This window comes from Streptomyces sp. TLI_105 (genome assembly GCF_900105415.1).
Taxonomy (GTDB): Bacteria; Actinomycetota; Actinomycetes; order Streptomycetales; family Streptomycetaceae; genus Streptomyces.
Window position 1 is genome coordinate 6,632,659 of sequence record NZ_FNSM01000001.1, and the last position, 26,594, is coordinate 6,659,252.

General features: G+C 74.0%; 26 protein-coding genes. 20 read left to right on the forward strand and 6 right to left on the reverse strand.

Translation table 11 applies throughout. From position 1 onward, the window contains the following. The first annotated feature begins 446 nt into the window (after positions 1-446). From BLW86_RS30335 to BLW86_RS30345, 3 genes are read left to right on the forward strand one after another with little or no spacing between them, the layout of a single operon-like run. Entirely contained in the window at positions 447-1,307 is an 861-nt protein-coding gene (locus BLW86_RS30335) for a hypothetical protein (protein WP_256341722.1), read from the forward strand. After that, positions 1,304-2,485, forward strand: a complete 1,182-nt coding sequence (mycP, locus tag BLW86_RS30340) for a type VII secretion-associated serine protease mycosin (protein WP_093876993.1) — start codon at positions 1,304-1,306, stop codon at positions 2,483-2,485. The genes BLW86_RS30335 and mycP overlap by 4 nt, the downstream gene beginning before the upstream one ends. Positions 2,486-2,519: 34 nt before the next feature. Further along, entirely contained in the window at positions 2,520-3,257 is a 738-nt protein-coding gene (locus BLW86_RS30345) for an SseB family protein (RefSeq protein ID WP_093876994.1), read from the forward strand. A gap of 12 nt (positions 3,258-3,269) precedes the next feature. Here the strand turns inward: BLW86_RS30345 and BLW86_RS30350 are convergent, their stop codons facing one another. Continuing rightward, on the reverse strand, positions 3,270-3,647 hold the full coding sequence (locus BLW86_RS30350; protein ID WP_030691940.1) for a DUF1844 domain-containing protein: 378 nt from the start codon (positions 3,645-3,647) through the stop codon (positions 3,270-3,272). 286 nt (positions 3,648-3,933) lie between these two features. Here BLW86_RS30350 and infC point away from each other — a divergent pair, with 286 nt between their 5' ends. The 10 genes from infC to BLW86_RS30405 all read left to right on the forward strand — a co-directional run bounded on the left by infC (position 3,934) and on the right by BLW86_RS30405 (position 15,125). Continuing rightward, entirely contained in the window at positions 3,934-4,659 is a 726-nt protein-coding gene (gene infC / locus BLW86_RS30360; protein WP_093876995.1) for a translation initiation factor IF-3, read from the forward strand. 124 nt (positions 4,660-4,783) lie between these two features. Then, entirely contained in the window at positions 4,784-4,978 is a 195-nt protein-coding gene (rpmI, locus tag BLW86_RS30365) for a 50S ribosomal protein L35 (RefSeq protein WP_015032399.1), read from the forward strand. 105 nt (positions 4,979-5,083) lie between these two features. Further along, positions 5,084-5,470, forward strand: a complete 387-nt coding sequence (gene rplT, locus BLW86_RS30370; RefSeq protein WP_056566486.1) for a 50S ribosomal protein L20 — start codon at positions 5,084-5,086, stop codon at positions 5,468-5,470. Between the two features lie 111 nt (positions 5,471-5,581). Continuing rightward, positions 5,582-6,421, forward strand: a complete 840-nt coding sequence (locus BLW86_RS30375; protein ID WP_093876996.1) for a TrmH family RNA methyltransferase — start codon at positions 5,582-5,584, stop codon at positions 6,419-6,421. An 81-nt stretch (positions 6,422-6,502) separates the two neighbouring features. Next, positions 6,503-7,696, forward strand: a complete 1,194-nt coding sequence (locus BLW86_RS30380) for a sensor histidine kinase (protein WP_093876997.1) — start codon at positions 6,503-6,505, stop codon at positions 7,694-7,696. Positions 7,697-7,852: 156 nt separating this feature from the next. After that, positions 7,853-8,992: a phenylalanine--tRNA ligase subunit alpha gene (pheS, locus tag BLW86_RS30385; RefSeq protein WP_093876998.1), complete on the forward strand. Its 1,140-nt coding sequence runs from the start codon at positions 7,853-7,855 to the stop codon at positions 8,990-8,992. Continuing rightward, a complete protein-coding gene (gene pheT, locus BLW86_RS30390) occupies positions 8,992-11,523 on the forward strand; it encodes a phenylalanine--tRNA ligase subunit beta (RefSeq protein ID WP_093876999.1) in 2,532 nt (843 codons plus the stop codon). Before pheS ends, pheT begins: the two co-directional genes overlap by 1 nt. A 284-nt stretch (positions 11,524-11,807) precedes the next feature. Then, the gene (locus tag BLW86_RS30395) at positions 11,808-12,875 is read left to right on the forward strand and encodes a PP2C family protein-serine/threonine phosphatase (RefSeq protein ID WP_093877000.1); all 1,068 of its coding nucleotides are present in this window, start codon (positions 11,808-11,810) and stop codon (positions 12,873-12,875) included. A gap of 315 nt (positions 12,876-13,190) precedes the next feature. After that, a complete protein-coding gene (locus BLW86_RS30400; protein WP_093877001.1) occupies positions 13,191-14,531 on the forward strand; it encodes an NsdA family TPR-like regulatory protein in 1,341 nt (446 codons plus the stop codon). Between the two features lie 63 nt (positions 14,532-14,594). After that, positions 14,595-15,125 (forward strand): NUDIX hydrolase, encoded by a 531-nt coding sequence (locus tag BLW86_RS30405; RefSeq protein ID WP_093877002.1) that lies wholly within the window; start codon positions 14,595-14,597, stop codon positions 15,123-15,125. A 132-nt stretch (positions 15,126-15,257) separates the two neighbouring features. Here the strand turns inward: BLW86_RS30405 and BLW86_RS30410 are convergent, their stop codons facing one another. Beyond that, the gene (locus BLW86_RS30410; RefSeq protein WP_030691950.1) at positions 15,258-16,118 is read right to left on the reverse strand and encodes a 3-hydroxybutyryl-CoA dehydrogenase; all 861 of its coding nucleotides are present in this window, start codon (positions 16,116-16,118) and stop codon (positions 15,258-15,260) included. A 200-nt stretch (positions 16,119-16,318) separates the two neighbouring features. Between BLW86_RS30410 and BLW86_RS30415 the strand changes: the two genes are divergently transcribed. Then, on the forward strand, positions 16,319-17,602 hold the full coding sequence (locus tag BLW86_RS30415; protein ID WP_093877003.1) for a glycoside hydrolase family 10-like protein: 1,284 nt from the start codon (positions 16,319-16,321) through the stop codon (positions 17,600-17,602). Between the two features lie 5 nt (positions 17,603-17,607). Here the strand turns inward: BLW86_RS30415 and BLW86_RS30420 are convergent, their stop codons facing one another. Together BLW86_RS30420 and BLW86_RS30425 are read right to left on the reverse strand one after the other, a co-directional pair. After that, the gene (locus BLW86_RS30420; protein ID WP_093877004.1) at positions 17,608-17,811 is read right to left on the reverse strand and encodes a DUF1918 domain-containing protein; all 204 of its coding nucleotides are present in this window, start codon (positions 17,809-17,811) and stop codon (positions 17,608-17,610) included. Positions 17,812-17,904: 93 nt separating this feature from the next. After that, positions 17,905-18,906 (reverse strand): DMT family transporter, encoded by a 1,002-nt coding sequence (locus BLW86_RS30425; protein ID WP_093877005.1) that lies wholly within the window; start codon positions 18,904-18,906, stop codon positions 17,905-17,907. On the opposite strand from BLW86_RS30425, the gene BLW86_RS30430 reads away from it, so the two are divergent. From BLW86_RS30430 to BLW86_RS30445, 4 genes are all read left to right on the forward strand, one after another. After that, a complete protein-coding gene (locus BLW86_RS30430) occupies positions 18,905-20,341 on the forward strand; it encodes an aminotransferase-like domain-containing protein (RefSeq protein WP_093877006.1) in 1,437 nt (478 codons plus the stop codon). The genes BLW86_RS30425 and BLW86_RS30430 overlap by 2 nt on opposite strands. Before the next feature lie 104 nt (positions 20,342-20,445). Then, a complete protein-coding gene (locus BLW86_RS30435) occupies positions 20,446-20,907 on the forward strand; it encodes a GNAT family N-acetyltransferase (protein WP_177181787.1) in 462 nt (153 codons plus the stop codon). A gap of 69 nt (positions 20,908-20,976) precedes the next feature. Next, positions 20,977-21,552 (forward strand): histidine phosphatase family protein, encoded by a 576-nt coding sequence (locus BLW86_RS30440; RefSeq protein ID WP_030691956.1) that lies wholly within the window; start codon positions 20,977-20,979, stop codon positions 21,550-21,552. Between the two features lie 126 nt (positions 21,553-21,678). Next, on the forward strand, positions 21,679-22,842 hold the full coding sequence (locus BLW86_RS30445; RefSeq protein ID WP_177181788.1) for a methyltransferase: 1,164 nt from the start codon (positions 21,679-21,681) through the stop codon (positions 22,840-22,842). Between the two features lie 15 nt (positions 22,843-22,857). Here the strand turns inward: BLW86_RS30445 and BLW86_RS30450 are convergent, their stop codons facing one another. Then, positions 22,858-23,262: a VOC family protein gene (locus tag BLW86_RS30450; RefSeq protein ID WP_093877008.1), complete on the reverse strand. Its 405-nt coding sequence runs from the start codon at positions 23,260-23,262 to the stop codon at positions 22,858-22,860. Positions 23,263-23,395: 133 nt separating this feature from the next. Between BLW86_RS30450 and BLW86_RS30455 the strand changes: the two genes are divergently transcribed. Together BLW86_RS30455 and BLW86_RS30460 are read left to right on the forward strand one after the other, a co-directional pair. Continuing rightward, positions 23,396-24,415, forward strand: a complete 1,020-nt coding sequence (locus tag BLW86_RS30455; protein WP_093877009.1) for an MDR family NADP-dependent oxidoreductase — start codon at positions 23,396-23,398, stop codon at positions 24,413-24,415. Positions 24,416-24,463: 48 nt separating this feature from the next. Next, positions 24,464-24,859 (forward strand): MerR family transcriptional regulator, encoded by a 396-nt coding sequence (locus BLW86_RS30460; RefSeq protein WP_093877010.1) that lies wholly within the window; start codon positions 24,464-24,466, stop codon positions 24,857-24,859. A 119-nt stretch (positions 24,860-24,978) separates the two neighbouring features. Here the strand turns inward: BLW86_RS30460 and BLW86_RS30465 are convergent, their stop codons facing one another. Further along, complete coding sequence (locus BLW86_RS30465; RefSeq protein ID WP_177181789.1) at positions 24,979-26,577, reverse strand: ABC-F family ATP-binding cassette domain-containing protein; 1,599 nt, start codon at positions 26,575-26,577, stop codon at positions 24,979-24,981. Positions 26,578-26,594: the final 17 nt, after the last annotated feature.

Below are 26,594 nucleotides of genomic sequence, written 5' to 3' on the forward strand. Positions count from 1 at the left end.
TCCCCGCCGGAACCATGGCTGCGCCGCCCCGGCCCACGACGGCCCCGGCAGGGCCGACAGGCGCCCCCGCAAGGCCGATGGACGCCCCCGAGCGGCCCGCCGCCGCCCCCGTGTGGCGCGGGGCCGCCCCTGACGAGCCCGCCGACGGCCAGGCCCTGCCCGCGGCCGTCCCTTTCGGGCAGGCCGATGGTCCTGCCCGGCCCGCAGGGCCGACGACCGCCCCTGCCGGGCCTCCGGCCGGTCTCGCGCGGCCCGTGTCCGCCCCTGCCGGGCCTCCGGCCGGTCCCGCGCGGCCTGCGTCCGCCCCTGCCGTGGCCCCGGTCGGCCCCGGCCGGCCCGCAGCCCTGCCCGCCGGGGCGGCGGCCGCACACGGCCGAGCCGCACCCGGCCCGGGCGGGCCCGCCGCCCCCGTTCGGTCCCCGGGCGCCCCTGCCGGGCGCCCCGGCGTGCCTCCTCACGTGGCGGTCCGCGCCGCCGCCCCGTACCGCGGGCCCGGCGCGCTCCCGCCCGAGGTGCCCGTCGAGATCACCACGCGGCTGCGGCCCGTGCGGGAGCGGCGTCCCGGGCGGACCCTCGCCGTCGCCGCCTGCGCCGTGCTCGGGTTCGGGCTCATCGGCGGTGCCCTCGCCGGCGTGTGGCTGGCCGCCTCCGAGCCCGGGAAGCCCGTCGAACCCGTCGGGTACACCGAGGCCAAGGACCTCTGGCACAACGCCCCCGTCGACACCCTCTTCCCCCGCACCCTCGCAGGACCCGGCGCCGGCCCCGGCGGCGCCGACCGCACCTGGACCCGGATCGTCGTCGCCCCCGACGCCCCCTGCACCCCCGCCGTCCTCGCCAAGGGCCTCCGCGCCACCGTCGAACCGCTCGGCTGCGAGCGCGTCCTGCGCGCCACGTACACCGACGCCACCGCCAGCAGCGTGATCACCGTCGGCCTCGTCTTCACCCGTGCCGACGCCGCCACCCAGCGCACCCTCGGCCAGGACCTCGTCGTACGCCTCGGTACGGACGTCCCCCCGGCCCTCGCCGGAACCGGCACCGTCGCCGCCCGCTTCGGCGCCCCGCAGCGCGCCGCCTGGTGGCTGGAAGCCCCCGCCGACCTGCCGGTCGTCGTCTCCGCCGTCTCCGGCTTCGCCGACGGCCGGGCCGTCGACGGCGGCCCCGTCCCCGCCGCCGAGGCCTTCGGCGCGCACCGTACCGACGCCACCGCCCAGTCCGGTCTCGGCCACGAGGCCAAGGGCATCACCGAACGCTTCGTACGACTGCTGCGCACGGCCGCCACCACGGCCGCCAAGGAGAACGCCCGGTGACCCGACCCGCCCACCGCCGGACCCGTGGCGGCGCGGTCGCCCTGCTCGCCGCCGCGTTCTCCGTCCTGCCCGCCACCACCGCCCCCGCCCACGCCGACACCATCCGGGCCCGCCAGTGGGGCCTCGAAGCCCTCCACACCACGGAGGCCTGGCGCACCACCAAGGGCCACGGCGTCACCGTCGCCGTCCTCGACACCGGCGTCGACGCCGGCCACCCGGACCTCGCGGGTTCGGTCCTCACCGGACGCGACCTCATCGGCTTCGGCGCGTCCAAGGGCGACCGCGCCTGGGCCCGGCACGGCACCGCCATGGCCGGCATCATCGCCGGGCACGGCCACGGCCCCGGCGGCCAGGACGGCGTCCTCGGCGTCGCCCCCGACGTCCGCATCCTGCCCGTGCGGGTCATCCTGGAGTCCACCGACAAGGCCCGCGACAAGGCCCGCAAGACCCGGGGCACGGCCCTCGCCGAAGGCATCCGCTGGGCCGCCGACCACGGCGCCGACGTCATCAACCTGTCCCTCGGCGACGACTCCAAGTCCGCCCACCCCGACGCCGGCGAGGACGCCGCCGTCCAGTACGCCCTCGCCAAGGGCGTCTCCGTCGTCGCCTCCGCCGGCAACGGCGGCGAGAAGGGCGACCACATCTCGTACCCCGCCGCCTACCCCGGCGTCATCGCCGTCGCCGCCGTGGACCGCTACGGCACCCACGCCTCCTTCTCCACCCGCCGCTGGTACGCCACCGTCAGCGCCCCCGGCGACGACATCGTCATCGCCGACCCCGACCGCCGCTACTACGAGGGCTGGGGCACCAGCGCCGCCGCCGCGTTCGTCTCCGGGGCCGTCGCCCTCGTCCGCTCCGCGCACCCCGACCTCACCCCCGCCCAGATCAAGCGGCTGCTCATCGACACCGCCCGCAACCGGCCGAAGGGCGGACGCAGCGACGCCAAGGGGTACGGGACGGTCGACCCGGCCGCCGCGATCACCGCCGGCCGCCGGATCAAGGCCGGCGACCCCAAGAGCACCGCCACCGGCTACCAGGGCCGCTACTTCGGGCCCGGCCCCCTCCCCGCCGCCGAGGAGAGCCACCCCCTCGGTCTGCTCGCCCCCGTCGCCGGCGGTCTCGGCGCCCTGCTCCTCCTCACCGCCGTGATGCTCCGGCGCGCCCACCGGACCTCCTAGCCGGGCGCCCGGACCCGGCGGCTAGGCTCGGTGCGTGGCGCTCAAGAACATCCCGGACCCCGGTTTCTCCGAAGACGACGGCACCGCCGACCCGCGGCTCGCCGCGGCCCTCGCGGCCTGGGCGGAGGACAGAACCGCCCACGGCCCGGTCCTCGAAGCACTGAAGGAGGCCCGGCTGCTCGTACCCGTGGTCGCCGTCCTCGGCGAGGTCGAGATCGACCCCGAGACGGGGCTGAAGCAGGAGAAGACGAGCGACATGGCCGTCCCCACCCTGACGGCCGGCGACCGGCGGGCCCTGCCGGCCTTCACCTCGATCGCCTCGCTCGCCCTCTGGGACCCGCAGGCCCGGCCCGTCGCCGTCCCCGTCCACCAGGCGATCGCGGCCCTCGTCCACGAGAAGGCCGACACCCTGGTCCTGGACCTGGCCGGCCCCGTGCCGTACCAGGTGACCGGCTCCGCGCTGCTCGCCCTCGCCGAGGGCCGCTCCAGCACCGACCCGCTCGACGACCCGGCCGTACGGGAAGCCGTGCGCGCCGTCGTGGCCGCCGAGCCCGCGGTGCTCCGCGCCCACCTGGGCCCCGGCACCGCCGACGGCACGGTCGCGCTGGTCCTCGCCGCGGACGCCTCCCCGGCGGAGGCGGCCCAGCGCGTGGCCCGCGCCCTGGCCGCCGACGAAACACTGAGGGCCCGCCTGGTGCGGGGCCTCGACCTGGCACTCCTGCCGGCCTCGGCCACGCCTCCCGGCGAGCCCTTCTACGTGAAGAACGTCTAGCGCGAGGAACCCCTAGCCGTACACCGGCCCCGTGTACTTCTCGCCCGGTCCCTGGCCCGGCTCGTCCGGGATCAGGGAGGCCTCGCGGAAGGCGAGCTGGAGGGACTTCAGGCCGTCCCGCAGGGGAGCCGCGTGGAAGGAGGAGACCTCCGTCGCGCCGGCGTCCAGGAGGCCCGCGAGCGCGTGGACCAGCTTGCGCGCCTCGTCGAGGTCCTTGTGCTTGTCGCCCTCCTCGGTGAGCCCGAGCTTCACGGCGGCGGCGCTCATCAGGTTGACGGCGACGGTCACGATCACCTCGACCGCCGGGACCTCGGCGATGTCGCGGGTCATGGATTCGAAGTCGGGGGTTTCGGGGGAGTCCGGGGACTCGTTCTGGGGCGTCTCGCTCATGCCCCACACGATATGCCGCTCCACGGTTCGCGGAGACCGCCGGGTCCTGCTAACCTTGTGTAACGACCGGCTGGACATCTCTGTGTCCGGCCCACAAGTGGAGGCTCCGTACTCCCACCTGACCACCCTCGCGGGTGGCGGGTCACCGGTCAGGTGGCGCCCATCGTTCCGTACGGACGATGGAGCCGCCCGATGCGCGCCCCGCGGTTGACCGCGGCGGTGCTCCGGTATTTCCGTGGAGCCCCGCCTGTGTCCCGTCCGGGGCGTTTTTCACGTGCCGGCTCGGTTGGTCAGAAACAGACAGTGCGCGTTCGTCCGCCAGGCGGTCGCGTGGTGCTACCGAGGAGGATCCATCAGCGCCGAGCCCCGCATCAACGACAGGATTCGCGTTCCCGAGGTGCGACTTGTCGGACCCAGCGGCGAGCAGGTCGGGATTGTTCCGCTTGCCAAGGCCCTGGAGCTCGCACAGGAGTACGACCTCGACCTGGTCGAGGTGGCGGCGAACGCCCGTCCGCCCGTGTGCAAGCTCATGGACTACGGGAAGTTCAAGTACGAGTCGGCCATGAAGGCCCGTGAGGCGCGCAAGAACCAGGCGCACACGGTCATCAAGGAGATGAAGCTCCGGCCGAAGATCGACCCGCACGACTATGACACCAAGAAGGGTCACGTCGTCCGGTTCCTGAAGCAGGGCGACAAGGTCAAGATCACGATCATGTTCCGTGGTCGTGAGCAGTCCCGCCCCGAGCTCGGTTTCCGACTGCTTCAGCGGCTGGCGTCGGACGTCGAGGAGCTTGGCTTCATCGAGTCCAACCCGAAGCAGGACGGCCGGAACATGATCATGGTTCTCGGCCCGCACAAGAAGAAGACCGAGGCCATGGCCGAGGCGCGTGAGGCCCAGGCCGCACGCAAGGCCGAGCGCCAGGGCGTCGCCTCCGACGAGGCCCCCGAGGCCCCGGTCGCCGAGGCTCCGGTCGCCGAGGCCGAGGCTCCGGTCGAGACCCCCGAGGCGTGACCCCACGGGCTGCCAACCAGGCAGCCCCGGGCCCCGCCCGGAACCACCAAACGAAGAACTGACGCTCCCGGATGTCCGGTGTTCGCACCGGGCGGGAGCGCCACTGACGAGGAGATACGGCGCGATGCCGAAGAACAAGACGCACTCCGGTGCCAAGAAGCGCTTCAAGGTCACCGGCTCGGGCAAGATCCTGCGCGAGCGCGCCGGCAAGCGCCACCTGCTCGAGCACAAGTCGTCCAAGCTGACGCGTCGCCTCACCGGCAACGCCGAGATGGCCCCGGGTGACGCCGCCAAGATCAAGAAGATGCTGGGCATCTGAGTTGATCTCCCGCCCCCGGCGACGGGGGCATCCGGCAGAGACCGGGAACCATTCGTATTTCGGGTCGTGTGAGGACCACCACGACCCCGCTACAAGGAGTTAAAAGTGGCACGCGTCAAGCGGGCAGTCAACGCCCACAAGAAGCGCCGGGCGATCCTCGAGGCGGCCTCCGGCTACCGCGGTCAGCGTTCGCGCCTGTACCGCAAGGCCAAGGAGCAGGTCACCCACTCGCTGGTCTACAACTACAACGACCGCAAGAAGCGCAAGGGCGACTTCCGTCAGCTGTGGATCCAGCGCATCAACGCCGCTGCCCGCCAGAACGGCATGACGTACAACCGCCTCATCCAGGGTCTGAAGGCCGCCAACATCGAGGTGGACCGCAAGATCCTCGCCGAGCTGGCCGTCAACGACATCAACGCGTTCGCCGCGCTGGTCGAGGTCGCGCAGAAGGCCCTCCCGGCCGACGTCAACGCCCCGAAGGTCGCCGCCTGATCTTCCAGGCCGCAGTACCTCTGCCCGGACCCGCAGGCCTCACGCCTGCGGGTCCGGCGCGTTGACCGCCCTTCAGCCGACGTACCCGACGAGTCAGAGAGCCGCAGGCACATGTCCACCCCCGAGCTGATCTCCCCGCGTTCCCCGCGCGTCGTCGCCGCCCGGCGGCTCGCCAAGCGCAACTTCCGGGGCAAGGACCGCCTCTTCATCGCCGAGGGCCCGCAGGCCGTCCGCGAGGCCGTCGACCACCGCGGCCCCGGCGGAGAGCCCACCCTCGTCGAACTGTTCACCACCGTCGAGGCCGCCGAGCGCTACACCGCGATCGTCGACGCCGCCCGCGCCGCGGGAGCCCGCGTCCACTTCGCCTCCGACGCCGTCCTCGCCGAGGTCTCCCAGACCGTCACCCCGCAGGGCCTCGTCGGCGTCTGCCGGTTCCTCGACTCGCCGTTCGAGGAGATCGTCGCGGCCCGGCCCAAGCTGGTCGCCGTCCTCGCGCACGTCCGCGACCCCGGGAACGCCGGCACCGTGCTGCGCTGCGCCGACGCGGCCGGCGCCGACGCCGTCGTCCTCACCGACGCCTCCGTCGACCTCTACAACCCCAAGTCCGTCCGCGCCTCCGTCGGCTCCCTCTTCCACCTCCCGGTGGCCGTCGGCGTCCCCGTCGAGCAGGCCGTCGCCGGACTCAAGAGCGCGGGCGTGCGGATCCTCGCCGCCGACGGGGCCGGACAGGACGACCTCGACGACGAGCTCGACGCCGGCACCATGGGCGGGCCCACCGCCTGGATCTTCGGCAACGAGGCCTGGGGGCTGCCCGAGGAGACCCGGGCGCTCGCCGACGCCGTCGTCCGCGTCCCGATCCACGGCAAGGCCGAGAGCCTCAACCTCGCCACCGCCGCCGCGGTCTGCCTGTACGCCTCCGCCCGTGCCCAGCGCCCCCGAACCTCCGCCTGAGGGGTCCAATCCGCCCTCCCCGCCCAGTAGAGTGACGCACTCGGGGGCCCACTGCGCTACACGGAGGGGTGGGATACGGGGATGACGGTCGGCACGCACAGTCCCGCACAGGCACGGAGCACCACGCCGCACGCCCCGGAGCCGTCCGGGCCCGGCGCCCCGCACACCCCGGAACCGGCCGGACCCGGCGCCGCGCCGGGCCCGGCAGAGGCGGCCGGTTTCGCCGGGATCGACCCCGACGACCTGCCCGACGGTCTCGTCATCGCCGACGAGACCGGTCGCGTCGTCCGCTTCAACGCCGCCGCCGCCCGCATCACCGCCGTCCCCGGCGACCGCGCCCTCGGCCTCCCCCTCGACGAGGCGCTGCCCCTGGAGGACCTCAAGGGACGCCGCTGGTGGGCGCTGACCGATCCGTACGGCGGACTCTCCACCCGCCGCGGCCAGCCCGAGCGCAACCTGCTGCTCCCCGGCGGCCGCGAGGTCCTCGTCTCCGCCCGGTACGTCCGCGAGCACCCCACCGGACCCGTCCGCCGGGTCGTGGTCTCCCTGCGCGGCACCGAGGCGCGCCGCCGCACCGAGCGCAGCCACGCCGAGCTCATCGCCACCGTCGCCCACGAACTGCGCTCGCCGCTGACCTCCGTGAAGGGCTTCACCGCCACCCTCCTCGACAAGTGGGAGCGGTTCAACGACGAGCAGAAGCGGCTCATGCTGGAGACGGTCGACGCCGACGCGGGCCGCATCAAGCGGCTCATCGCCGAACTCCTCGACATCTCCCGGATCGACTCCGGCCGCCTCGAAGTGCGCCGCCAGCCCGTCGACATCGCCGCCGCCGTCGGCCGGCACATCCAGGTGCACACCACCGCCGGCCAGTCCCCCGACCGTTTCTTCGTACGGATCAGGCCACAGCTGCCCGCGCTCTGGGCCGACCCCGACAAGATCGACCAGATCCTCGGGAACCTCCTCGAAAATGCGGTGCGCCACGGCGAGGGAACCGTCACCATCGAGGTGGCACCGACCACGCTGGGCGACGACGGGGAAGAGGGGACGGAGGTCACCGTGAGCGACGAGGGACCCGGCATCCCCGAAGAGTCGATGAGCCGCGTCTTCACCCGCTTCTGGCGGGGCAGCAAACGCGGCGGCACCGGCCTCGGCCTCTACATCGTCAAGGGCGTCGTCGAGGCCCACGGCGGCACCATCACCGTCGGACGGGGCCCCCGTGGCGGGGCCGAGTTCCGATTTATCCTGCCCGTCGGCACCCCGGCCCACCTCCTCTGACGTCTCAGCAGTCGAGACCGCACGAGATCAGGAGCCGTTCGGCCTGCCCACGGGCTCATTCGCGTCCCCGCGCCCCGTTAGACTCGTCCTTTGGCACGTTTGCGCCCTTGACGTCGAGCGGGGCCGCCCAGCCAGCCAACGGAAGCACGGGAAGAGATGTCCGCACCCAATAAGTCGTACGACCCGGTTGAGGTCGAGGCACTGAAACCGGAAGAGATCGAGCGCATGCGGGACGAGGCGCTCGCCGCCTTCGCCGCCGCGGGCGACCTCGACGCGCTCGCGCACGCGAAGACGGCGCACACCGGTGGCACCTCGCCGCTGGCGCTCGCCAACCGGGAGATCGGCGCCCTGCCTCCCCAGGCCAAGGCCGCCGCCGGAAAGGTCGTGGGCCAGGCCCGCGGCGTCGTTTCCAAGGCGCTCGCCGCCCGCCAGGCCGAGCTGGAGGCCGAGCGCGACGCCCGCGTCCTCGTGGAGGAGGCCGTCGACGTCACCCTGCCGTACGACCGCGTCCCGGCCGGCGCCCGGCACCCGCTGACCACGCTCATGGAGCGGGTCTCCGACGTGTTCGTCGCCATGGGGTACGAGGTCGCCGAGGGTCCCGAGGTCGAGGCGGAGTGGTTCAACTTCGACGCCCTCAACTTCGTCCCGGACCACCCGGCCCGGCAGATGCAGGACACCTTCTTCGTCCAGGGAACCTCCCCCGACGGAAAGGCCACCACGGGCGACGAGTCCGGCGTCGTGCTCCGTACGCACACCTCGCCGGTCCAGGCCCGCACCCTCATCGACCGGGAGCCCCCGGTCTACGTGGTGTGCCCCGGCCGCGTGTACCGCACCGACGAACTCGACGCCACGCACACCCCGGTCTTCCACCAGATCGAGCTGCTCGCCGTCGACGAGGGCCTGACCATGGCCGACCTCAAGGGCACCCTCGACCACATGGTCCAGGCGCTCTTCGGCCCGGACATGAAGACCCGCCTGCGGCCGAACTTCTTCCCCTTCACCGAGCCGTCCGCCGAGATGGACATGCTCTGCTACGTCTGCCGCGGCGAGTCCGTCGGCAACCCGGACCGTCCCTGCCGCACCTGCGGCAGCGAGGGCTGGATCGAGCTCGGCGGCTGCGGCATGGTCAACCCGAAGGTTCTCGTCGCCGCCGGTGTGGACCCCGAGAAGTACAGCGGATTCGCCTTCGGGTTCGGCATCGAGCGGATGCTGATGTTCCGCCACAACGTCGAAGACATGCGAGACATGGTCGAGGGTGACGTCCGGTTCACCCGGCCGTTCGGGATGGAGATCTGATGCGGGTCCCGCTTTCTTGGCTGCGGGAGTACGTCGACCTGCCGGCGACGGCGACCGGCCGCGACGTCCAGGCCAAGCTCATTTCGGCAGGCCTCGAGGTCGAGACCGTCGAGCGGCTCGGCGCCGGCCTGACCGGTCCGCTGGTGGTCGGCAAGGTCCTCACCATCGAGGAGCTGACGGAGTTCAAGAAGCCCATCCGCTTCTGCACCGTCGACGTCGGCCAGGCCAACGGCACCGGCGAGCCCCAGGAGATCATCTGCGGCGCCCGGAACTTCGCCGAGGGCGACAAGGTCGTCGTGGCGCTGCCCGGCGCCGTGCTCCCCGGTGACTTCCGGATCGCCGAGCGCAAGACGTACGGCCGCGTCTCCCGGGGCATGATCTGCTCCGGCGACGAGCTCGGCATGGGCGACGACGGCACGCACGGCATCATCGTGCTGCCGCCGGAGCACGAGGTCGGCACCGACGCCACGGTCCTCCTGGAGCTGTTCGACGAGGTCCTCGACATCGCCGTCACCCCGGACCGCGGCTACTGCCTCTCCATGCGCGGTGTCGCCCGTGAGACGGCCACCGCCTACGGCCTGCCGCTGCGCGACCCGGCGCTCCTCGACGTGCCCGCGCCGAACTCGTACGGCTACCCGGTCCAGATCGCCGACCCGATCGGCTGCGACCGCTTCACCGCCCGTACGGTCGTCGGTCTCGACCCCGAGGCCCGCAGTCCCATCTGGCTGCAGCGCCGCCTGCAGAAGGCGGGCATGCGCCCGATCTCGCTCGCCGTCGACATCACCAACTACGTGATGATCGAGCTCGGCCAGCCGCTGCACGCGTACGACCGCAGCCGGATCGACGGCCCCATCGGGGTCCGCCGCGCCGCCGCCGGCGAGAAGTTCACCACCCTCGACGGCACCGCGCGCGTCCTCGATTCCGGGGACCTGGTCATCACCGACAACCGCGGACCGATCGGCCTCGCCGGTGTCATGGGCGGCGCCAACACCGAGATCGCCGACCCGGTGACCGACCCGGAGACCGGCATCGTCACCGGCACCACCGAGGTCGTCATCGAGGCCGCGCACTTCGACGCGATCTCGATCGCCCGCACGGCCCGCCGCCACAAGCTGTCCTCCGAGGCGTCCAAGCGCTTCGAGCGCGGTGTCGACCCGCAGGCCGCCGCCGCTGCCGCGCAGCGCTGCGTCGACCTGCTCGTGCTGCTCGCGGGCGGCACCGCCGAGGCCGGCGTCACCGAGATCGCCGCCCCCTCCGCGCCGCACACCATCACGATGCCGGCGAACCACCCCGACAAGGTCGCGGGCGTCGACTACGGCCGCGAGACCGTCGTCCGCCGCCTCCAGGAGGTCGGCTGCGACGTCTACGGCCAGGACGAGCTCGTCGTCACCGTCCCGTCGTGGCGTCCCGACCTCTACGTGCCGAACGACCTCGCCGAAGAGGTCATCCGCCTGGAGGGCTACGAGAACCTGCCCTCCACGCTGCCCAAGCCCCCGGCGGGCCGCGGGCTCACCGACCGCCAGCGCGTCCACCGCCGGGTGGGCCGCGCCCTGGCCGGCGCCGGCTACGTCGAGGCGCTGAACTACCCGTTCATCGGCGAGCAGGCCCTCGACCACCTCGGTCTCGACGCGGACGACGCCCGTCGCCGCCTCGTGAAGCTGGTCAACCCGCTCTCGGACGAGGAGCCCGCGCTCCGTACGACGCTGCTCCCGGGCCTGCTCGGCGCGCTCCGTCGCAACGACAGCCGCGGCAGCCACGACCTGGCGCTCTTCGAGACCGGTCTGGTCTTCCGGCCGACCGAGGGCCAGCCGGGCGTCGCCGTCCGCCTGGGCGTCGACCGCCGCCCCACCGACGAGGAGATCGCCTCGGTCAACGCCGCGCTGCCCGAGCAGCCGCGCCGCGCCGCCGTCGTCCTCGCCGGTGCGCGCGAGCAGGCCGGCTGGTGGGGCAAGGGCCGTCCGTCCGACTGGGCGGACGCGATCGAGGCCGGCCGGACCGTGGCCGCCGAGGCGGGTGTCGAGCTGATCATCAGCGCCGACCAGCACGCGCCCTGGCACCCGGGCCGCTGCGCCGCGTTCCACGTCGAGGTGGACGGCGAGAAGGTCCTCGTCGGCCACGCCGGCGAGCTCCACCCGCGCGTGGTGAAGGCGTTCGGCCTCCCGGCCCGCGCCTGCGCGATGGAGATCGACCTGGACCTCCTGGAGAAGGCGAACGAGGGCCCCGTGAAGGCCCCCCGGATCTCCTCCTTCCCGGTCGCCACCCAGGACGTCGCCCTGGTCGTCGCCGCGGACGTCCCGGCCGCCGAGGTCGAGGCCGCCCTCACCGAGGGCGCGGGTGAACTCCTGGAGTCCATCCGGCTGTTCGACGTCTACACCGGCGACCAGCTCGGCGAGGGCAGCAAGTCCCTGGCGTACGCGCTGAAGTTCCGCGCCTCGGACCGCACGCTGACGGTCGACGAGGCCAGCGCGGCCCGCGACGCGGCGGTGGCCCTGGCCGCCGAGCGCACGGGCGCCGTCCTGCGCGGCGCCTGACGCACCGCGGTACCACCAGGAGGGCCGCCCCGGGGATTCCCCGGGGCGGCCCTCCGCCGTTCGCGGGAGCCGGAAACCGCACGCCTGCCCCGGGCCCGGCCGTCCGTGCGCGTGGCGAAGCCCTGGCGAAGGGCGGCGCGGTGGGGGTGCTCACTCCTTCGGGTGAGATTGCCGGGGGCTGTTCCATGGCGCCCCACGCGGTCGGCAGAATCGACGCGGCCGCAGGGGCGGACCTGTGTGCCGCAGCGCTTCCGGGCGCTGTCGGGGCTCGGGAAGGGCCGTGCATGATCCGTACCAGGTCGTTGCTCGCCGATGGCTCCCGGCTCCGCCGGCTGGCCCCGCTCGCTCTTCCCACCACGTGGGGCGCCGTGGCCGTGGCGTGGAAGTACGGCTGCCCGCTGGCCCGGCAGCCCGGGCTGCCCATGCGGATCGCCACCAGCGTCGTCTTCCTCACCGTCGGTCTCGGCATGGTGCTGGGCGTCCGGCACGGGCTCGCGCGGGAACTCGCCCGCGTCCGGGCCGTCGCGGCCGCCACCCAGCGGGTCCTGCTGCGCCCCCTGCCGGCCCGTCTCGACGGCCTCGCGCTGGCCGCCGGGCAGCTCTCCGCCTCCCGGGGCGCGTCCGTCGGCGGGGACCTGTACGAGGCGGTGGCCACCCCCTACGGGGTGCGGCTCGTGATCGGGGACGTCCGGGGCCACGGGCTGCCCGCGCTCGGCGCGGTGGTGGCGGTGCTCGGCAGCTTCCGCGAGGCCGCGCACGACGAGCCCGAACTCGCGGGGGTGCTGCGGCGGCTCGAGCGGGCCCTGGAGCGTCATCTGCGGGAGCGGGCGCGGGAGGAACACCCGGCGAGGGCCGGGGCGGAGCCCGAGCATCCGGCGGCGGAGGAGTTCGTCACCCTGCTGCTCGTGGAGGTCCGCTCCGACGGACGGCTCGCCGTCCTCAACTGCGGTCACCCCGGCCCGTACCGCCTCGGGAAGCGGGCGGAGCGGCTCGCGGTGGGGGATCCGCTGCCCCCGCTCGGGGTGCTGCCGCTGCCCGCCGGCATCGTGCCGTACACGGCGGCCCGGCTGCTGCCCGGCGAGACGCTGGTCCTGCACACCGACGGCGCGGAGGAGGCCCGTGACCAGCGGGGCCGGTTCTTCGCGCTCGACGCCGCGCTGGCCGGGATGCCGGGCGAGGCGCCCGCCGCCCTGGTCCGTCGGGTCCACGCGGAGCTGCTGCACCACACGGGCGGCCGGCTCGCCGACGACATCGCGCTGCTGGTCGTGCGCAACGACCGTGTCCGGGTGCCGGCGCAGCCCGCCGAACCCGGGCTGCGCCGACCCCGGCCCGCTCCCTCCTCCCACCGCTGAGCGGAGGGGCGGGGCCGGCGCCGCCCGCCCCGCCACGGAGTGTCGGGCAGATCAGCGGGGCGGGCGACGCGGACCGGGCGGCCGCACTGTACGAGGGGGAGCCGGCGGCCCGGTCGTCGCCTTGCGGCGAGAAGCACAGTCAACCGGGGCCGGGGCGGGCGTGGCAGAGTACGCGGCCCGGGAGAACGGGTACTTCGTTCACACCCCGTGCGAAATCACCGGTACGGGGGGCTTCTGTTCGGTTCGCTCCGTATGAATTCAGCCACCGCTACGCTGAGTTCACCGAGCGGAGCGGCCATGCGAACCGGAGCGGCCATGCAGCCCAACACCTTGCTCGACGCCCTGCTCGACGAAGCGGGCGTCTCGAACGCCGGCCTGGCCGCCCATGTGAACCGGGCGGGCCGGGCCCGGGGTCTCGCCCTGCGGTACGAACACACCGCCGTGGCCCGTTGGTTGAAGGGGCAGCGGCCGCGCGGCCAGGTGCCGGACCTGATCTGCGAGGTGCTCGCCGCCCGGCTGCACCGGCAGGTGACCCTGGACGACATCGGCCTCGGGGTGCCGGGCGGTCCGCCGCCGGCCGCCGGGTCGCCGCTGTCCGGTTTCGTGGAGCGGGCGGCCGCGCTGTGGCGCTCCGACGAGCAGCAGCGGCCGCACATCGTGTCCGCCCCGGCGGTGACCGGCACCCAGGCGGTGATGCCGGTGTGGGAGTGGGAGAACCCGCCGGAGGACGTGGACGTCTCGCGTACGGGCCGGACGACGGTCTCGGCGGCCGACATCGCGGTCCTGAGCGCCGCCCGCTCGCACTACGAGCAGATGTACCGCAGGGCCGGCGGCATCGCGACCCGGGCGCGGATCGTCGGCTTCCTCAACACCGAGACCGCGCCGCTGCTCCGGGGCGCGTACGGCGACGCGCTGGGGCGGCGTCTGCACCGTGCCGCCGGCGGGCTCGTCGCGGTGGCCGGAATCTGCGCCTACGACGCGGACGCGCACGGTCTCGCCCAGCGCTACTTCCACCAGGCGCTGCGGCTCGCGAAGGCGAGCGGGGACCGGGGGCTGGGGGCGTACGTGATCGCGCTCCTGGTCAACCAGTCGCTGTTCATGGGGGAGCACCGGCAGGCGGTGGCGTTCGCGGAGGCGGCGCTGCGGGCGGCGGGGCGGCAGATCACCCCGGCGCTCGCGGCCGATCTGACGGCGATGCAGGCGAAGGCGTACGCGCGTCTGGGCGACCGGTCCGCGGCGTTGGCCTGCATCCGGCGGGCGGAGGCGGCGGCGGAGCGGATCAGCCCGGGGGAGGAGCCGGTCGAGACGGGCTATGTCCAGCCGGGGTTCGTCAACGTCCAGGTGGCGGAGGCCCTGTTCGGCCTGGGCGACCTGGAGGCCGCCCATGAGCACGCCTCGGCGGCGGTCGGCACGCCCTCGCACGACCGGGGCCGGGTGCACCGGCTCGCCATGCTGTGCCGGATCGAGCTGCGGCAGGGGGAGGCCGACGAGGCGGCGCGCACGGCGGTGGAGATGACGGAGCGGGCGCGGGGGATGGAGTCGCGGCGGCTGCGGGACCGGCTGACGCAGGTGCGGGAGCAGCTCCTCGCGAGCGGCTGCGGGGACGCCCGGGAGGCCGCCGCTCTCATCGAAGGGGCGCTGCGCGTTCCCCTCTGAGCCGTCAACTGCTGCGATATTGCCACCAAACAAGCACCGACCGATCGGAAGGTGGCAAGAAACGTGCAGTGGACGAAACTCAGCGAACGCTCGGTCTATGAGAACCGCTGGTTCCGGGTGAACCTCGCGGACGTCGAACTCCCCGACGGCCGCCACCTCGACCACTATCTGATCCGGCTCCGCCCGGTCGCCGTCGCGACGGCCGTCAACGAGGCCGACGAAGTCCTGTTGCTCTGGCGCCACCGCTTCATCACCGACAGCTGGGGCTGGGAACTGGCCGCGGGCGTCGTCGAGGACGGCGAGGACATCGAGTCCGCCGCCGCCCGCGAGATGGAGGAGGAGACCGGCTGGCGGCCGGGGCCGCTGCGCCATCTCCTCACCGTCGAACCCTCGAACGGCCTCACCGACGCCCGCCACCACCTCTACTGGGCGGAGCGGGCCACCTACACGGGGCCGCCCGAGGACGCCTTCGAGTCCTCACGAAGGGCCTGGGTGCCGCTGAAGGAGATCCCCGAGCTGATCGCCCGGGGCGAGGTCCCGGCCGCCAACACGGCCGCCGGACTGCTGATGCTCCGTCATCTGCGCCTCGGCTGAGACGCGGAGCACGATGTGCCGGACGGCCCGTACCTGTGCGGGGGTACGGGCCGTCCGGCCGGAGTCACGGCGTCAGGGGTCGGACGCCGTCACTCCGGGTCTGGGGGCACTCCTCTTCCGGGAGTACGGGCTTCAGGAGTACGGGTAGAAGCCCGAGCCCGTCTTCCGGCCCAGCCGGCCGGCGTCCACCATGCGCTGGAGCAGCGGGGGAGCGGCGTACAGCGGCTCCTTGAACTCGGAGTACATCGAGTCGGCGATCGACGCGATCGTGTCCAGGCCGATCAGGTCGGAGAGCTTCAGCGGGCCCATCGGGTGGGCGCAGCCGAACTCCATGCCGTTGTCGATGTCCTCGCGGCTCGCGATGCCCGACTCGAACATCCGGATCGCCGAGAGCAGGTACGGCACGAGCAGCGCGTTCACCACGAAGCCGGAGCGGTCCTGGGCGCGGATCGCGTGCTTGCCGAGCACCTTCTCCGCGAAGGCCTGGGCCCGGCTGATCGTGCCCTCGGAGGTGGTGAGGGCCGGGATCAGCTCGACGAGCTTCTGCACCGGGGCCGGGTTGAAGAAGTGGATGCCGATGACATGGTCGGGGCGGGAGGTCGCCACGGCCAGCTTCACCAGCGGGATGGAGGAGGTGTTCGAGGCCAGGATGGCGTCCGGCCGGGTCATCACCTGGTCGAGGACCTGGAAGATCTCGGTCTTGACCTGCTCGTTCTCCACGACCGCCTCGATGACGAGGTCGCGGTCGGCGAACTCGCCCAGGTCGGTGGTGAAGCTGAGGCGGGCGAGCGTCGCGTCCCGCTCCTCCTCGCTGATCTTGCCGCGCTCGGCGGCCTTGTTCAGCGAGTTGTAGAGCCGCGTGCGGCCGATCTCCAGCGCTTCGCCGGTGGTCTCGGCGACCTTGACCTCGAGCCCGCTCCGGGCACACACCTCCGCGATGCCCGCGCCCATCTGGCCGCAGCCCACCACTCCGACGCGCTCAATGTCGGCCATGGAGTCCGTCACCTCGTGCCTTTCGCTCTTCTCCGGCGGCGGGGGGCCCGTGTGATTCCGGATGCGTCCGCCTCTACCCCCACGACGTTACCGCTCATTAACCGATGATCGATCGTCCCGGGTGGGCATGCTGTCCCGGTGGGTGTGACGTATCCGACAGAGGAGGGGGACAAGTGCGGCCTTTCGGTAGAAGAGGGTTCGTGACCGGTGCCACCGGAGCGGCGCTCGCCGTGACCGGAACGACAGGAGCGGCCCTCCCCGCGACGGGCACGAGAGGTGCCGCGCTTCCCGCGACGGACGAGGCGGCGACGACGGCCGCCGACGCCGCCTCCACGGCGCACGGCAAGCCGCACCGCAGGCGGGAGTTCCGCGGCACGTGGCTGGCGACGGTCGCCAACCGCGACTGGCCCTCCCGCGCCGGGCTGACCGCCGGGCAGCAGCGCGCCGAGCTCCTCCGCCACCTGGACACGGCGGTCGAGCGCCGGCTCAACACGGTGGTCCTCCAGGTCCGGCCGACCGCCGACGCGCTGTGGCCCTCGCCGTACGAGCCGTGGGCGCAGTACCTGACCGGCACGCAGGGCCGGGACCCCGGCTGGGACCCGCTGGGCACGGCCGTCGACGAGGCCCACGCCCGGGGGCTCGAACTGCACGCCTGGTTCAACCCGTACCGCGTGGCGAACCACACGGACCCGAGCCGGCTCGTCGCCGGCCATCCGGCCCGGCTCCACCCGGAGTGGGTGCTGCCCTACGGCGGCAAGCTCTACTACAACCCCGGGCTGCCCGAGGTCCGGAGCTTCGTCCAGGACGCGATGCTGGACGCGCTGCGCCGCTACGACGTCGACGCCGTGCACTGGGACGACTACTTCTATCCGTACCCGGTGGCCGGGCAGGTCTTCGCCGACGACGAGGCGTACGCGCGGTACGGCGGGGACTTCCCCGACAAGGCGTCCTGGCGGCGGAACAACACCGACCTGCTGGTCTCGGAGATGTCCGCCCGGATCAAGGAGATCGACCGGCACACGGCCTTCGGCATAAGCCCCTTCGGGGTCTGGCGGAACATCGCCACCGACCCGGAGGGCTCGGACACCCGCGCCGGCGTCCAGACGTACGACGACCTGTACGCCGACACCCGCAAGTGGATCCGCGAGGGCTGGATCGACTACGTGATGCCGCAGCTCTACTGGAACATCGGACTGCCCGCCGCCGACTACGCCAAGCTGCTGCCCTGGTGGGACGCGGTGGTCCGGGACACGGGCGTCGGGCTCTACGTCGGCGAGGCGCTCTACAAGGCGGGCGACCCCGCCCAGCCCGCGGCCTGGCAGGACCCGGGGGAGCTCTCACGCCACCTGGAGCTGGCCCACGCGTACCCCTCGGTCGGCGGTCACTGCTACTTCTCCGCGAAGGAGGTCGCCGCGGACCCGATCGGGGCGATGACCACCGTGGTGGCCGATCACTACCCGACCAGGGCCCGTCCGCCGAAATAGGGGGCTCAGCCCGTCCCCGCCTCCGGACGGTGGCGTACGACGGTGTCGGGGCCCGGGGACATCAGCGCCTCGTGGCCGTCGTCGTCGAACTTCACGCGGTACGGGGGAGTGCCGTTCTCCCCCAGTACCTGCAGGACCTGGGCCGTGCGGTCGTGGTGACCGACGGTCCGGCCGTGTACCAGCAGCTTGTCGCCCACGCTCGCCTGCATCAGGCTGACCTCCTCGCGACCGGGCCGGTCCTGCCCTGTACTGCGCAGGGCCTCTGTCTGCCATTGTGACCCGCTCCGCCCGGATCCGTCGCGTCAGCTCTTCGCCCGCTGGGTGACCGCGATGCAGACCAGGACCGCCACCGCGGCGACCGGGGCGGCCAGCGGCAGGCTCTCGCCGAGCAGGAAGACCGACCAGAACAGGGTGAGGAGCGGCTGGGCCAACTGGAGCTGGCTGGCCTTGGGGATGCCGATCGCGGCCATGCCGCGGTACCAGACGTACAGGCCGAAGAAGGTGGAGCCGGCCGCGACCCAGACGAGACCGATGACGCCGTGCGCGTTCAGGTGGACCGGCTCGATCGACAGCGTGACGGCCGAGGCGACCACCATCAGCGGCAGACAGAGGACCAGGGCCCAGCCGATGACCTGCCAGCCCGGCATGAGCGCGGCGAGCCGGCCGCCCTCGGTGTAGCCGGCCGCGCACACGAGCAGCGCCCCGAAGAGGTACAGGTCGCCGGTGGAGAACGAGCCGCCGCTCTGCTGGAGCGTGAAGCCCAGCACCACCGCGGCGCCCGAGACGGCCGCGACCCAGAAGGCGCGGGACGGCCGGCGTCCGGTCCGCACGGCGGCGAGGGTCGCGGTGGTGAGCGGCAGGAGGCCCACGACCACGGCGGCGTGCGAGGTGGTGGAGGTCTGCAGGGCCAGCGTCGTCAGGAGCGGGAAGCCGATGACGACACCGCAGGCCACCACCGCGAGGCCCGCCCAATGGCGCCGCTCGGGCAGCGGCACCCGGCCCGCGAGGAGGAAGGCGCCGGCGATGAGCGCGGCGAGGGTGGAGCGCACGGCCACCAGCGACCAGGGGCCGAAGCTCTCCAGGCCCCACACGGTCGACGGGAAGGTGAGGGAGAAGGAGATCACGCCGAGCCCGGCGAGCAGCGTGCCACGGGTCCGGGGGTCGACGGCGGCCTGGGCGGCGGACCCGGTGCGGGCCTCGGAGGCGCCGGTCCCGGAGACGGCGCCGATGGCCCCGGTCCGGGGGGATCCGGTGGCGGTGACCGCTATCGTGGTCCGGCGAGTAGCGCTATTCTGTGTCCTCATGCATGAGCGTAGCAGTGTGGCGGAATTGGCGAAATCCCTGAGGGCGGAACTGGACCGCTACTCTCCAGGCGGGAAACTGCCATCGAGTCGGGCGCTCGTCGAGCGCTACCGCGTCTCCCCGGTCACCGTCACCCGAGCCCTCGCCCAGCTCGCCGCCGAGGGACTCGTCGTCACCCGCCCCGGCGCCGGAGCCTTCCGCGCGCAACCGCGCACCCCCACCCCCGTCGCCGGCGACACCTCCTGGCAGGAGGTCGCCCTCAGCGCCGACAGCGCCACCGAACTCGTCCCCCGGGCCGTCGACGCCTCCGGCGTCCTCGTCACCCTCTCCGCGCCCCCGCCCGGCGTGATCGAGTTCAACGGCGGCTACCTCCACCCCTCCCTCCAGCCCGAGAGCGCCCTAGCCGCCGCCCTCGCCCGGGCCGGCCGCCGCCCCGGCGCCTGGGGCAGACCGCCCACCGACGGCCTGCCCGAACTGCGCGAGTGGTTCGCCCGCGAGATCGGCGGCAGCGTCACCGCGGCCGAGGTCCTCGTCACCGCCGGCGGCCAGTCCGCGATCAGCACCGCCCTGCGCGCCCTCGCCCCGCCCGGCACCCCCGTCCTCGTCGAGTCGCCCACCTACCCGGGCATGCTCGCCGTCGCCCGCGCGGCCGGACTCCGCCCCGTCCCCGTGCCCACCGACACCGACGGAGTGCGCCCCGAACTCCTCGAAGCCGCCTTCCGCGCCACCGGCGCCCGCGTCTTCGTCTGCCAGCCGCTCTTCCAGAACCCGACCGGGACCACACTGCGCCCCGATCGCCGCCGGGAGGTCGTCCGCATCGCCCGCGCCGCCGGGGCCTTCGTCGTCGAGGACGACTTCGCCCGCCGCCTCGTCCACGAGGACGCCGCGCCGCTCCCCGCGCCCCTCGCCGCCGAGGACCCCGACGGCGTCGTCGTCCACGTCCGCTCCCTCACGAAGATCACCTCGGCGAGCCTCCGCGTCGGCGCCCTCGCCGCCCGCGGACCCGTCCTCGAACGCCTGCGCGCCATCCAGGTCGTCGACAGCTTCTTCGTCCCCCGGCCCCTCCAGGAGGCCGCGCTCGAACTCGTCGGCTCCCCGGCCTGGCCCCGCCACCTCCGCGCCGTCGCCCAGGAGCTCAGGAACCGCCGGGAGGTCATGACCGGCGCCCTCGCCCTCCACCTCCCCGAGCTCGCCCTTCCGTACATCCCCTCCGGCGGCTACCAGCTCTGGCTGCGCCTCCCCGACACCCTCCCCGAGTCCTCCCTCCTCGCCGCCGGACTGCGCGCCGGGGTCACCGCCGCCCCCGGCCGCCCCTACTTCTGCGCCGAACCCCCCGCCGGCCACATCCGGCTGAGTTTCGCGGGTGTCGCGGGCCCCACGGAGATCGTCGAGGGCGTGCGCCGCCTGCGGACGGCGGTCGACGAGCTGACCGGCTGAACCGGGGGCGGGCCGCGCCTGAGCCCGGCGCGGCCCGCCCTCCCGTCCCTGGCCCGGGGCAAATTCGCCTGACAAGCTCCCGCGCCCCCTGGAAGCCTTCACCCATGAGCGACAGCACCACCCACGACACCCCCGGCACCCCCGTCATGCACGGGGCGTACGAGATCTCAGCCGACCCCGCCCGGATCGACGCGGCCCGCGTCCACCACTGGCTGTCCACCGACGCCTACTGGGCGCTCGGCCGACCTCGGGAGAAGCAGGACAGCGCCATCGCGGGCTCGCTGAACCTCGGCGCCTACCACCGGGAGACCGGCGAGATGAGCGCCTACGCCCGCGTCGTCACCGACTACGCCACCTTCGCCTGGCTCTGCGACGTCTACGTCGACCGCCCGGCCCGCGGCACCGGCCTCGGCACCGCGCTCGTCACCGCCGTCCGCGACCACCTCGCCCCCTACGGACTGCGCCGCATCATGCTCGCCACCGCCGACGCGCACGGCGTGTACGAGAAGGTGGGTTTCACGCCACTGCGGAATCCGGACAAGTGGATGGCTCTCGGGCAGCAGTGAACCCGCCCCCCTCCGGTCCCCGCAGACAACCCCTTGACCAGCGGGGCCACCGGCCTCACGATCGCGGCCATGAGTCTTCGGGTGACGCTCGTCACGGCGGCACGCAGCTCCTCCCTGCTCGCCGAACGCTTCGACGACGACCGGCCGCTCGACGAGGCCGGCTGGTACGAGGTGCAGCAGGCCGCGCCCGCGCTCATCCCGCTCGGCGCGGCCGAACTGCGCTACTGCTCCCCGACCCCCCGCAGCCGCGCCACCGGCACCGCCCTCGGCTACGCACCCCTCGCCCAGCCCGCGCTCCGGGACTGTGACATGGGCCGCTGGCGCGGCCTGACCCTCGCCGAGGTCGCCGCCCTCGAACCGGCCGCCGTCGACGCCTGGCTCACCGACGCCCGCACGGCCCCGCACGGCGGCGAACCGCTCCTCGCCTTCATCACCCGCATAGGGAACTGGCTCGACACCCGCCCCGCCGAGGACGGCTCCATCGTCGCCGTCGCCGAGCCCTCCGTCGTACGGGCCGCCCTCGTGTACGCCCTCAAAGCCCCGCCCGCCACCTACTGGAACGTGGACGTCCGCCCCCTCTCCACCGTCACCCTCACCGGCCGCCCCGGCCTCTGGCACCTCCACCTCGCCACCGCCCCGTGCTAGGGGGCGCCGTTCGGATCAGGCCGGGCTCGCGGGGCCCGGCACGCCCGCTCCCTGATCCGGCCTGATCCGAACGACAGGCCCTGACCGCGAGAACCGGCGGCCCCGACCGGCTAGCCTGAGAGCACGATGAACCGTTTGAGCACGTCATGGGGCGCCTTCACGCTGACCCGTTTCCCCGAGGACCCACGCGACCAGCTGCGCGCCTGGGACGCGTCCGACGAATACCTCCTCGGACACCTCGCCGAGACCGGCACCGACCTCTCCGGCACCGTCGCCGTCCTCGGGGACCGCTGGGGAGCCCTCGTCACCGCACTGCAGGCCGCGGGACCCCGCGAACTCGTCCAGATCTCCGACTCGTACCTCGGCGGGCAGGCGACCCGGGCCAACCTCGCGCGCGCCGGAGCCGCCCCGGACGCCGTCCGGCTGCTCACCACCCTGGACCCGCCGCCCGAGCGGATCGACGTGCTCCTCGTCCGGGTCCCCAAGAGCCTCGCGCTCCTGGAGGACCAGCTGCACCGGCTCGCGCCCGCCGTGCACGAGGGCACCGTGATCGTCGGCACGGGCATGGTCAAGGACATCCACACCTCCACGCTCAAGCTCTTCGAGCGGATCCTCGGCCCCACCCGCACCTCGCTCGCGGTGAAGAAGGCCCGGCTGATCCACACCACCCCCGACCCGACCGCCACGCCCGGGCCGAACCCCTGGCCGTACCGCTACGACCTTCCCCCCGACACCCCCGCGCCCGGCCTCCCCGGACTGACCGTCACCAACCACGCCGGGGTCTTCTGCGCCGACCGCCTCGACATCGGCACCCGCTTCTTCCTCGCCAACCTGCCGGGCGGCCTCGGCCGGGCCCGGGTCGCCGACCTCGGCTGCGGCAACGGCGTCGTCGGCCTCGCCATCGCCCTCCACGAACCCGAAGCGGAACTGGTCTTCGCCGACGAGTCCTACCCGGCCGTCGCCTCGGCCGAGGAGAACTTCCGCACCCACGTGGGCGCCGGCCGCAAGGCCGAGTTCCTCGTCGGCGACGGGCTCACCGCCCTGCCCGCCGGCTCGGTGGACCTCGTCCTCAACAACCCGCCCTTCCACAGCCACCAGGCCACCACCGACCGCACCGCCCGCCGGATGTTCGCGGACGCGCGGCGCGCGCTGCGGCCCGGCGGCGAACTGTGGGTCATCGGCAACCGGCACCTCGGCTACCACGTCACGCTCCGCCGGATCTTCGGCAACAGCGAACTCGTCGCCAGCGACGCCAAGTTCGTGGTCCTGCGCGCAGTGCGCACCTCCTAGTTCACCTGGTCCGGTTCATCTGGTCCAGTTACGCGAGCACAGGACGAGCCGGTATCCGTCGGGGTCGGCGACGGTGACGCCGTGCTCGTCCCAGTACGGGTTGTGCGCGGGCACCCGCGTCCCGCCGACGGCGAGCAGCCGCTCCACCTGCTCCTCCTCGACGGGCGCGCCGAGGTAGACGACGAACAGGTCCTCGACGGTCGGGGTGGGCTCCATCGGGTGCTCGGGATCGAAGGTCAGCTCGAAGTGCCAGCTCCCCTCCGGGGGCCCGACCATGAGCAGATCGTGCTTCCCGGGCACCGGCCCCTCGCTCCGCCACTGCACCTCGAGGCCGAGCCCGTCGACGTAGAACCGCTCGGCGGCGGCGAGATCCCGCGACGGGCGGGCGATCCGTACTCGCGTCTGCGCATCGATGATCATGCCTCCAGGCTAGGGGGTGTCCGGCGGCGGTGGCACTCGGGGATTCCCCTCTCCCGTCACGGACTTGACCCTGACGCGCGGGTCAGGGTTTACGGTCCCGCCGACCTGCCCGACCCTCCTCCTGGAGCGCCCCATGGCCACCCACCGCGAGATCAGGCTGCGCACCCGTCCCGAGCGCGGCCTCCCGGCACCCGAGCACCTCGCCCTCGTCCACACCGCCCTGCCCGTGCCCGCCCCCGGCGAAGTGCTCGTCAGGAACCGCTGGTTCGCGGTCTCCGCCGCGCTGCGGACCCTCATCGGCGGCGGGGTGGAGGGCGCGCCCTTCCCGCCCGTCGCACCCGGCGACCCCCTCTTCGGCGCGGCCGTCGGCGAGGTCGTGTCCGCTCCGGACGGCAGTGACCTGCGCCCCGGAGACCTCGTCGGCCACTGGCAGGGCTGGCGCGAGTACGCCGCCGTGTCCGCGGCCGGCTGCACGCCCCTCGGCGACGCGCTGCCCGACCCGGTCGCCCACCTCTCCCAGGGCTGGACCGCCTACGCCGCCCTCACCCGGGGCGCCGAGGTGCGCGCCGGGGACACGGTCCTCGTGACCGGCGGAGCCGGCGCCGTCGGGACGATGGCCGGCCAGATCGCCCGGCTCCTCGGCGCGGGCCGGGTGATCGGCAGCACCGGCTCACCGGCCAAGGCCGAGCGGCTCGTCAGCGAACTCGGCTACGACGCGGCCCTCGTCCGGGACGCGCCCGCCCCCTTCGCCGCACAGCTCGCCGAAGCCGCCCCGGAAGGCCTCGACGTCCTCCTCGACACGGTCGGCGGCGAGCAGTTGAGCGCGGCGGTCGCCGCCGCCCGCCCCGGCGCGCGGGGCGTCCTCGTCGGCGCGCTCTCCGGCCAGCTCGATCCGGAGGGCACCGGAACCACCGCGCGCGTGGAGCTCGATTCGTACCCGCTCGTCCTCAAGCGGATCTCCCTGCGCGGCTTCAGCCCGCTCGACCACCCGGAGACGGAGGCCGAGTGGCGGACCCGGTTCGGCGACTGGCTGCGCGCCGGCGCGATCACCTTCCCGCACGTCAGGGTGGCGGGCATGGATCGGGCCGCCACGGCGTTGCGCGAGGTGATGGAGGGACGGCATCTCGGCGCGGTCGTGGTCGAGTTGCCGTGACGGCGACGGCCGTGGCCACGGCCGCGGCCGCGACGAAGGGCGGTCGGCATGCGGATCGGTGACGCGGCGGCAGCGGCGGGGACCACACCCCGGGCCCTGCGCCTCTACGAGCAGCGGGGCCTCCTCCCGCCACCGGACCGCACCCCCACCGGCCAGCGGCGCTACGGCCCGGACGACGTCGCCCGCGTCCGGGTCGTGCGGGAGCTCCTCGCCCTCGGCCTGACGATCGAGGACGTCCGCGCCTGCGTGGACCGGCTGCCCCTCCTCGACGTGGAGACGATCCGCTCCCGCCGGGTCCCCGAGGGCGTCTGCGTGCGGGCGTCCCCGGTCGTGAGCCGCCGGATCGCGGCCCTGGACGAGGAGATCGCCCGCCTCACCCGTCGGCGCGACGAACTGGCGGCCCGCTCGGCCCCGCCGGGCCGCGCCCCGGGAACCCCCGGCTGACGGGTTCTCGGGAAGGGGCCCGCCACCCGGGGCTCCCCAGGCCGGCGCGCCCCCGACATCCGGGGCCACACCAGCGCGCACCCACCCGGGCGCCCCCACCCGGGCGCCCCCCGCGACCCCTATGCCAGGGCGACCAGCTCCCGGTACTCCGCGCTCCACAGGTCCTCGTCCGCGTCCGGGAGCAGCAGGACCCGCTCCGGACGCAGCGCGTCGAGTGCGCCCTCGTCGTGCGTGACCATCACGATCGCGCCCGGGTAGGTGCCCACGGCCGCCAGGACCTCGTCGCGCGACGCCGGGTCCAGGTTGTTGGTGGGCTCGTCGAGGAGCAGCACGTTCGCGCCGGAGTGCACCAGGGCGGCCAGGGCGAGCCGTGTCTTCTCGCCGCCGGACAGCACCCCGGCCGGCTTGTCGGCGTCGTCGCCCCGGAACAGGAACGCGCCGAGCACCGCCCGTACCTCACCGTCCGTCAGATGCGGGGCCGCCGTCGCCAGGTTCTCCCGGACCGTGCGCGCCGGGTCCAGCGTCTCGTGCTCCTGGGCGAAGTAGCCGAGCCGCAGTCCGTGCCCGCGCACCACCCGGCCCGCGTCGGGAGTCTCCTGTCCGGCGAGGAGCCGCAGCAGGGTCGTCTTGCCGGCCCCGTTGTGCCCGAGGACGACCAGTCGGCTGCCCCGGTCCACGGCCAGGTCCACCCCGTCGAGGACCGGCCGTTCCCCGTACGTCTTGGTGAGCGACACGGCGCCCAGCGGCGTCCGGCCGCAGGGGGCGGGCTCGGGCAGCCGGATGCGGGCGACCCGCTCGGCCCGCCGTGCCGGGTCGAGCCCGGCGAGCATCCGGTCGGCCCGGCGCGCCATGCTGCGGGCGGTCGTCGCCGTCGCCACCCGGGACTTCATGCGGTCCGCCTGCACGTGCAGGGCGGCCGCCTTCCGCTCGGCGTTGGCGCGCTCGCGCACCCGGCGCCGCTCATCGGCGCCCCGCTGGGCGAGATACGCGTCCCAGCCGGTGTTGTGGACGTCCAGCGAGGCGCGCTGCGGGTCGAGGTGGAAGACCCGGGTGACGGTGTCGGCGAGGAGCCGCACGTCGTGGCTGATCAGCACGAGCCCGCCCCGGTGGGCGGCGAGGTGGCCGCGCAGCCAGCCGATCGAGTCGGCGTCCAGGTGGTTGGTCGGCTCGTCGAGCAGCAGCGTGCCGTCCCGGCCGTGACCGGCGAAGAGGATCCTGGCCAGCTCGACCCGGCGCTTCTGGCCGCCGGACAGCCGGCCGACGGGCCGGTCCATGAGCGCGTGGGGCAGGCCGAGGCCGGCGGCGACCCGGGCGGCCTCCGCCTCCGCCGCGTACCCGCCGCCCGCCTCGAAGGCGGTCTCGGCGGCGTCGTACGCGGCGAGCGCCCGCGCGTCGGGCGCCTCGCCGAGCCGGCGGGCGGCCTCCGCGAGCCGCCGGGCCGCCCGGTCGAGGCCGCGCGCGGAGAGGATCCGGTCGGTGACGGTCACGGTGGGGTCGGCGGCCCGGGAATCCTGCGCGAGATGGCCGACGGAGCCGGTACGGGTGACGGTGCCGGCGGCCGGGGCGCGCAGCCCGGCCAGGGTGTCGAGGAGGGTGGTCTTGCCGGCGCCGTTGCGGCCGACGAGGCCGATCCGGTCGCCGGGGGCGACGTGGAAGGAGACGCCGGACAGCAGGAGCCGGGCGCCGACGCGCACGTCGGCACCACGAACGGTGATCATGGGGTAACGCTCCGAAG